Origin of the sequence: Streptomyces novaecaesareae (assembly GCF_000716875.1) — a bacterium.
GTDB lineage: Bacteria > Actinomycetota > Actinomycetes > Streptomycetales > Streptomycetaceae > Kitasatospora > Kitasatospora novaecaesareae.
In genome coordinates, this window is sequence record NZ_JNWQ01000152.1 from 1 (window position 1) to 7,126 (window position 7,126).

At 68.3% G+C, this 7,126-nt stretch carries 10 protein-coding genes and 1 pseudogene; 4 read left to right on the forward strand and 7 right to left on the reverse strand.

What is annotated here, in order from left to right:
* Nucleotides 1-74: 74 nt before the first annotated feature.
* From OP86_RS31735 to OP86_RS31745, 4 genes are all read right to left on the reverse strand, one after another.
* Nucleotides 75-290, reverse strand: a complete 216-nt coding sequence (locus OP86_RS31735) for a hypothetical protein (RefSeq protein ID WP_030258436.1) — start codon at nucleotides 288-290, stop codon at nucleotides 75-77.
* A 203-nt stretch (nucleotides 291-493) separates the two neighbouring features.
* Nucleotides 494-679, reverse strand: coding sequence for a hypothetical protein (locus OP86_RS37025; protein ID WP_157849902.1), 186 nt, complete (start codon nucleotides 677-679; stop codon nucleotides 494-496).
* A gap of 70 nt (nucleotides 680-749) precedes the next feature.
* A complete protein-coding gene (locus OP86_RS34175; protein WP_157849903.1) occupies nucleotides 750-1,328 on the reverse strand; it encodes an SMI1/KNR4 family protein in 579 nt (192 codons plus the stop codon).
* On the reverse strand, nucleotides 1,316-1,984 hold the full coding sequence (locus tag OP86_RS31745) for a DUF1963 domain-containing protein (RefSeq protein ID WP_234434987.1): 669 nt from the start codon (nucleotides 1,982-1,984) through the stop codon (nucleotides 1,316-1,318). The genes OP86_RS34175 and OP86_RS31745 overlap by 13 nt, the downstream gene beginning before the upstream one ends.
* Before the next feature lie 302 nt (nucleotides 1,985-2,286).
* Between OP86_RS31745 and OP86_RS31750 the strand changes: the two genes are divergently transcribed.
* Together OP86_RS31750 and OP86_RS31755 are read left to right on the forward strand one after the other, a co-directional pair.
* Nucleotides 2,287-2,718: a hypothetical protein gene (locus OP86_RS31750; RefSeq protein ID WP_030057787.1), complete on the forward strand. Its 432-nt coding sequence runs from the start codon at nucleotides 2,287-2,289 to the stop codon at nucleotides 2,716-2,718.
* 114 nt (nucleotides 2,719-2,832) lie between these two features.
* Nucleotides 2,833-3,996, forward strand: coding sequence for a HEAT repeat domain-containing protein (locus OP86_RS31755; protein ID WP_106973565.1), 1,164 nt, complete (start codon nucleotides 2,833-2,835; stop codon nucleotides 3,994-3,996).
* Between the two features lie 212 nt (nucleotides 3,997-4,208).
* Here OP86_RS31755 and OP86_RS31760 read toward each other — a convergent pair whose 3' ends face one another.
* On the reverse strand, nucleotides 4,209-4,826 hold the full coding sequence (locus tag OP86_RS31760) for an HD domain-containing protein (protein WP_030057785.1): 618 nt from the start codon (nucleotides 4,824-4,826) through the stop codon (nucleotides 4,209-4,211).
* Nucleotides 4,827-4,878: 52 nt separating this feature from the next.
* On the opposite strand from OP86_RS31760, the gene OP86_RS31765 reads away from it, so the two are divergent.
* Both OP86_RS31765 and OP86_RS31770 read left to right on the forward strand, forming a co-directional pair.
* Nucleotides 4,879-5,466 (forward strand): DUF4240 domain-containing protein, encoded by a 588-nt coding sequence (locus tag OP86_RS31765; protein WP_030057784.1) that lies wholly within the window; start codon nucleotides 4,879-4,881, stop codon nucleotides 5,464-5,466.
* 139 nt (nucleotides 5,467-5,605) lie between these two features.
* Nucleotides 5,606-6,222: pseudogene (locus OP86_RS31770) on the forward strand (transposase); the annotation flags it as partial.
* Between the two features lie 10 nt (nucleotides 6,223-6,232).
* Here OP86_RS31770 and OP86_RS31775 read toward each other — a convergent pair.
* Nucleotides 6,233-6,775 (reverse strand): hypothetical protein, encoded by a 543-nt coding sequence (locus OP86_RS31775; RefSeq protein WP_051831120.1) that lies wholly within the window; start codon nucleotides 6,773-6,775, stop codon nucleotides 6,233-6,235.
* 29 nt (nucleotides 6,776-6,804) lie between these two features.
* A partial coding sequence (locus tag OP86_RS35385) for a NucA/NucB deoxyribonuclease domain-containing protein (RefSeq protein ID WP_418952621.1) occupies nucleotides 6,805-7,126 on the reverse strand: 322 nt, incomplete at its 5' end.

A 7,126-nucleotide genomic window follows, 5' to 3' on the forward strand; every position in this document is an offset into this window, starting at 1 on the left:
CGATCGCGATCAAGCCCGTGCCCGGCCCGAGCACCCCGACCGCGCACCACGCCAGCCCCCGTGACCTGCAGATTTCAGGATGGAATTAGCTCAGTGCGATCCTTCATGACCGAATCGGCCACGATCCAGGCCGCCGCAGCCCGTGCCGCCTCGCTCAGGTCGTTGAAGACCACCAGCTCCCACGGACAAACTTGCCCGATACCCTTGCCCGAGCGGTCGAACAACGCAGTCAGCCGCCCACCAATAGCATCAGCCCGCCGCTGCGCGTCGTGGGCCGGTATAGAGGCCACTTCAACTCCTCACGCGTCTAGGGAGCACATGGGCGATCAGGACTCGGCGGCGGTCCCACCTTGAAAGCGGGCGGTCTTCTCATCGACGACGCGGAGCTAAGCGGTTCGCTGCTCAACCGTTTCTCTCGAGGCTCCGCCAGCGTAGAGCTCAGTGGCGTCGGGGGCCGTTCGTGGGGATGCAGGAAGCAGACACGGCGGCCGTCCTACCAGATCCGGCGCCTGGTGAGCGGGCACGGCGCAGCGAGGTCGCGCTCGGTGCCGTCGCCGTCCCAGTTGTCGGGGAGCGCAAGTGCGGCATCGGGAAGGACGAACCGGACATCGATTTGCTTCCTGTCGTGGGTGGGTGCGCCGCAGCAGACGCAGGCGACGGGGGAGTGGTTCGTGCTCACGCGGGCAGAGTACGGCGGCGGTTGCTCAGGTCGGCGCGCGGGGTAGCGGTCCGGGCGGCTGAACGCGGGGTCATGGGTGGTGCGCATAGCGAGCATTGGGTCCCGGCCAGCTTGCGTCCATGAAGTCGGGGCGATCGACGCGGTGGAAGCACCGAACCAGGAACTCGGTGAACGTCCCGGCGGTCTCGAACCACTCGCCCTCGTCGCTGCTGATGATGATCCGCCACTCGGCGGGATCGTCCTCGACCGCGCGGAAGAAGTACCGGCTGCCCTGCTCGTCGCTTCCCCACAGCAGCAGAACGCCCGATCGGACGTCAGACTCGTCGACCTCCCACCAGCCCTCGGCAATCTCGCCGTACCAGGCCGGACGCTCAGGTGAGGGTCCCCAGCAGCGCTCCAGCTCGGCCGGCGTGGTGTCCATCGGCCGGTCGATCGTCAGATAACCGTCCACCGAGCCGGGGCCGTACAGATCGAGGAACGCCTTGAAGTCGGTCGGCAGCCGGAAACCGAGGTACCGCTCACTGGCATCCCAGATCGCGGGCCTGGCCCAACCCCAGGACTCCGGTTCCCCGAGGTGCGCGCGTAGTTGCTCGAGCGCGGTCTGGCTCTCCGGCTGGGGGCAGAAGATTGCTGGGGTCAGCACTGCCACAGGAACACGGCCTGTGTGCAGGGCTCGCACGCGAAGGCGTAGGCCTCACCACGTCCTCCGAAGTTCATCGCGGTGGCGTGGTCCCGTCCTTCCTCGAGCTGAACGACGAGCCTCATCTCCCGTGCGCAGGTCGGGCAGGCCGGGGTCTCGTCGTTCTGCAGCCACGCGGGCTGCCCGCCGAGCTGACCGAGGACGTCAAGAGGAGTTCGGCCCGGCTGCCTCGCCCACTCCGTGTAGGCCTGGCCGTAATCGGCCGTGGTGGACGCAGTCTCGTACGCGACGGCGCTCACCGCGCCGAGCAGAACCGGCTCCTGGTCGTCGTCCTCGTCCAGCACGGGCACCGGGATCGGCTGGAGTGCGGCCGTAGGGAACAGCAGTGCGCGGTTGCCGCCCGCCTGCGGGTCCCACTCCTCGCACATGCCCGGGTCGTTCTGGCACATGAACAGGGCGAGCACGTCCCGCCTCTCGACGGCGCCCTGGCCGGCGTGGCGGCCGAGATCGTCGAGGAGCACCTGCGCCAGGAACTGCATCGGCCCGTCGCACGTGGAGCACTGAGGCCACGAAGTCCCGGCCGGGGCCAGCGGCACCCCGCCGGTGCGGGTGACAAATGCGGTGGGCTCGGTGGTGCCCGCGTACGTCATCAGGGTCGTCGTCACAGCCGGCGACTCTACGACAAGCCGCTGACACCTCAGCCTACCACGGCCCGTGGTCACGACTCCGCCCAGACCCGGACTGGGACGAGGTGGATGGGGCACGTCAGTTGGCAGGGGCACCCGATCATCGCGGCTACGTCTTTCGGCGAACGGAACGCCACGCGTGCTGCGCCCAGGGCAGGCATTCGGCTCTTACACGGGGAGCCTACGGAGGCGTCCGTGCCAGCTGACACGGGGGTGAGGGGCCGGGCCACTGAGCCTGGGCGCCCGTACCGGCTGTCGGGGGTGGCTGGGACGATCGAGCCATGGGAAACCTCTACGACTACTATGCGGCCGCCGACGACGCACAGGCCTTGGGCATCTTCGAGGACGGCCGGGTCGACGACCGGTTCGGCACGGTCGGCCTCAAGGGCGTTGACCCCGACGCCCTCCTCGGTGTGGTCGAGGCGGCCCTGAGGGGAGTTCCCGAGGAGCAGGTGGAAGCCGACCCGCGCTTCTGCGAGCTGCTGAGCGATCCGCAGCACGAGGGCCACTGGCTCGTGTCGATTACCGACAGCCTTCGTGACGCGCTCGCGATGGCCGGCAGCGGCCGACTGGAGGAGGCCGCGTCCGGGTGGACGCTCACCGAGGACGGCGCGGGACAGGACGCGGAGCTGATAGCCGACTTCCTGGAGCGGCTGGCCGGCCTCGCCCGTGACGCCGGTCAGCGCGGCCTGTACTGCGGTATCGCCCTGTAGACGTGCCGAAGTCGGGCTGCTCGGCTGGCGCCCTCGACTGCCGGGATGCCCAGCGTTCGGCTTCCGTCACCAACGTTCGTCCCGTTGTCAGCCCGATCCGCCACACTGCTGCCCGTGATCACTCCTGGTGAGCCGCCTGCCGGCATCGAATCGGTCCCGCACCCCAAGGCCGTCCTGCTCGACACGCCCTGGGCGGAGCTCAGCCACGCGTACGGATCGGCCGAGGACACACCCATGCTGCTGGTCGGTCTGCTGGACGACGACCCCGAGGTCCAGGCCCATGCCCTGGGCCAGCTGCAGATGTCGGTCCTCCACCAGGGCTCGCTCTACAGCAGCACTGCGCCGGTCGCGCTGTTCGTGGCCGGCATCCTGGACCATCCGCGTACCTCGGCCGTGCACGAGAGCGAGTACCCGTGGGATGACCGGGTCCGCCCGCTGCGCGCTGCGCTGCTGGATTGGCTGGGCGAGATCGCTGAGTCGGTCGGCTATTACGACGACCGCGAGCAGGAGCCCGAGTACGACGACCTGGCCGACATCGCGGCCTGCCGGGCTGCCCGCCCCGCGATCCACCAGGCTGTGTCTCCCTACCTGGCCGATCCCGACTCAGTGGTTCGCGAGGCCGCCGTTGGTGCCACCGGCCACCTGCTCAAGGCTCCCGAGCTCCGCGACCGGATACCCGACGCCGCTGAGCGGCTTCGCACCATCCTCACCACAACCGGGGACCGGCGGGAGCGTGCTGCGGCCGTTCTGACCCTCGTCGCCTGGGCGCAGGACACCGGCGATCTGCTCACCGACCCGGATCCGGCGATCCGCGCCTGTGCCGCCCTCGCCCCGCTCCCTGCTGAGGACCCGCGCCCCACTGCCATCCTTCTGGAGGCACTGTCGGACCCGCACACCGCCGACCACTGGTTCGACGCCGAACCCCTGCCCCAACTCGACGGCTGGTTCCGCTTCACCCTCCTCAAGGCCCTGCTCGCCCGCACCACCACTCTGGAAGAAGTCCTCGACGCCGCACTGGCCTTGATGTCAATGGCCAACGACTTCACGGTCGAACGCGACTGGGGACCGCTTCTGCTGCGCGCCTTCCCCGACGGCAACGCCAGCGAGACGGCCCTTACCGATGGTCAGTACCGACTCCTCAGCGCCATCGCGGCCAAGGAGGACTGCTGGGGCAACATCGGCAACAAGATCACATGGCTGCGCAGGGCCGGACTACCGACGGACCGCGCCTCTTTCCGCGTCCTCCTGGCAAACCCCGATCAGGCCGCCGATGTCTGACGAAGCGTGAAGAGCCTAGGCCGTAACGGTTCTACTGGTCGTCGGAGGCCGAGGCCGAGCTCTGGTACCCCCACAAGGCGGGCAGGCGGCGGCACCCATTGTCATCTGCGGATCGGCTCGGGCGTGATCGCCATGGCCTTCACCTGACACCCTCCGCCCCTGGCGTCGATCCCGACCACGCTGGCGGAGAGGTACTGGTGTGGCGGTGTGCGTCAATGCGTTGGGCGCTCTCCGATGCCCAGAGTGACTGGGTGTTCGGCTTGGAACGCCAGCCTGCGTTCGGCATCGTGCGCGATGTGGTTGAGAAACTCATCGAGTGCCATGAACGCCTCCCATGGTCGCTGGTGGCCGGCTTCGGCGAGGCGGTCGATCAGTAGTTGTTCGAGATCAGTGACGCGCTTGCCCTTCCAGATCTTGTCGGCAACGCTCACCAACAGGTCGTCGGTGCTGATGCCGGGGGCGTTCCATGATGCGTGGCTGCGGGCGAATTGGGCGAGTTCCTCGGTGACGCCCCGGGCGATCAGCAGGTCGTGGCCGGCCTCCTCGTGTTCGGAGCCGGGCCGGGAAAGCTCCTCGGGGTGCAGGACTTTCCCGATGTCGTGGGTGGCGGCGCCGAAGAGGACGGCGTGCCGGTCGAAGTCCAGCTGGGGGTAGTGCTGTTCGGCCCAGTCGGCCAGTTGGTGGGCGACATCGTGGACGGCGCGCAGATGGGCCGCGAGCCTGGGTGGAGCGTTCAACTCTTCGAGGAGGACGGCGACCTGGCGCGGGAGCGGTCGCAGTACGGGGTCTCCGGGCAGGGTGAGGGCTCGATGCAGTGCGTTGGGACTCATTCGGGACACGGTAGGCCTCAAATGTCCGACCCCAATGCAAGGGTGGCCGGTCATGGACATCGACGGGTTCTGGAATGTGGTCGGGGCAGCGCGGGCCGAAAGCAGCGGCTCGCCTGGCAAAGCGTTCGCCGAGGCACTGGTGGACCAGCTGGCGAGGCTCCCGCAGGAGGAGATCCTCAGCTATCAGGAGCGTTTCGACGAGGTGCACGGCGCCGTGTACCGCTGGGACGTGTGGGCCGCCGCCTACCTCATCGGGGGAGGCTGCTCGGACGACAGTTTCATGGACTTCCGGGCCGGCCTGATCGCCCTCGGGCGGGACTGGTACGAGCAGGCAGCCGCTCAGCCGGACGAGCTGGCGGACCACCCCGCAGTGATCGAGGCCGCGGCCCGGGGCGACGACTACGTGATCTTCGACGAGGACGTGAACTACGCGGCCGGCTCCGCGTTCGAGCGCCTCACGGGTGACACCGATGCCTTTCACGAGGCGTGGAAGCGCCATCGGGCGGGGCAGGACCTGGATCTGGCGCTGGAGTCCGACATGGGTGCGGACCTCGACTTCGACGACGCTGACGAGATGCACCGTCGCCTTCCCCGGCAGCATGCCGTCGGCCCGAGGAACACCCCGCTGTCGTCTCCGTAATCAGCGACCGCACGAAGCGCGCACATCTCAATCAGCAGCCAGGGCGCCCCGAAGAGCCGGGCGGCCACTCCTTCCAAGCCACTGAAGACAAGGCGACCTGAGCCACACCCGGCCCTCCCGGGCCGGACAACAACTTACGGAGGCGACCTGGGCGGAGGTAAAAGCGCCCGGGCGGCCTGCGACGGCTACATCTGCTTCGAGGACGAGGCAGGCTTCACCCGCCGTCCGCCCAGAGGACGCACCTGGGGTCGGCGAGGCCGCACTCCGGTCGTGACGGTCAGCGGCCGCCGCTCGGGACGGTTGTCGGTGGCCGGGATGATCGCCATGCGGCCCGGCTCCCGCACCCGGCTGTGCCACCGCCTGCGCACCCACCCCGCGGGCCGAGGCAAGCGCCGCAGCATGGGCGAGCGCGACTTCATCGCACTGATCGACGGAGTCCACCGGCTCGTCAAGGCACCGATCGTGCTGGTCTGGGACCGCCTGAACACCCACGTCTCCCACGCCATGCGCGAGTTGATCGCCGAGCGCGCCTGGCTGACGGTGTTCCTGCTTCCCGCCTACTCGCCCGACCTCAACCCCGTCGAGTGGGTCTGGGCACACGTCAAGCACAGCCTGGCCAACCTCGCTGTCATGGCCCTCGACCGACTCGAAGCCCTCGTCCGCAACCGGCTCAAGCGCCTGCAGTACCGGCCCGAAACCCTCGACGGCTTCATAGCCGGCACCGGCCTGACCCTCGACACCCCAACGTCACCCTGACAAGCCGAAGTCAGTATTCGTCGTCCTCGTCGTCCTCGGACTCCGCGGTCCACCAGAGGTCGATCCGGTAGGTCTCGAGAACTTCCTGGTGGGTCGCCCAGATTGCGTCGGTGTCGGTTGGCCACTGCAGTTCTGCCGCGCCGAGTTCGGCGTGGAGGCTTGCCTCCTGCGCGGCGGCTTCGTGCCGTCCCTTCCAGGACACGCGACCTTCGTAGACCCCTGGGCGGGGCAGCTGGAAGTGACCGGCGAGATCTGGGGCGAACGCGCGGATGACCACCTCGCCCGTGGGACTGTCCAGCACTGTCGAGCGTTCGCCCTCGGCCACCCTGGTGCTGTCGGCCGGCGTCGGCCCGTCCCACACCCGAACCAGGATCTCGGCGGGGGCGATGCCCTGGAGGCTGTGGAGGTAGATCTGCGCGCCGGTGCCCGCTACCACCGTGTCCCGGTTCTGCCGGACGGCTTCGGAGTCCGTGAGGTAGGCATCGGAGTCGTACACCTCGATGAGGCCGTTGTCGGGCCTGGCTTCGGTGCGGAACTCGTACAGGATCGGCACTGGTTGTCCTCCGGCCTTGAAGGGTGCGGCTACGGGACGATCGTGACGTAGAACGGGTCGTTGTCCAAGATCCGGTTCGTGGCGAGGACGTCCTTGATCATGTTGACTCGACCCCCGTTGTCCTTGCCGTCGATCAACCGCGCGGAGTAGCGGTTGTCTCCCTTGTTCGCGCCTTCGTATGTGGACGAGAACGGGTAGTCGTCGCATTGGGCTTTGCCCCGAAGAGTGGACGCTTCTGAGAAGCAGATCTTCGGGTCCGTGGAGAGGATGTCCTCATGGGTACTGCGAGGTACTCGGGGGAGTTCAAGCGGGACGCGGTCGCGCTGGTGGAGTCCAGCGGGCGGCGCATCC

Bases quoted from the DNA above. Each gene is read 5' to 3' on its own strand.
- OP86_RS31750 (WP_030057787.1), top strand. From the start codon at position 2,287: ATGGGAAACCTCTACGACTACTATGCGGCCGCCGACGACGCACAGGCC.
- OP86_RS31760 (WP_030057785.1), bottom strand. From the start codon at position 4,826: ATGAGTCCCAACGCACTGCATCGAGCCCTCACCCTGCCCGGAGACCCC.
- OP86_RS31765 (WP_030057784.1), top strand. From the start codon at position 4,879: ATGGACATCGACGGGTTCTGGAATGTGGTCGGGGCAGCGCGGGCCGAA.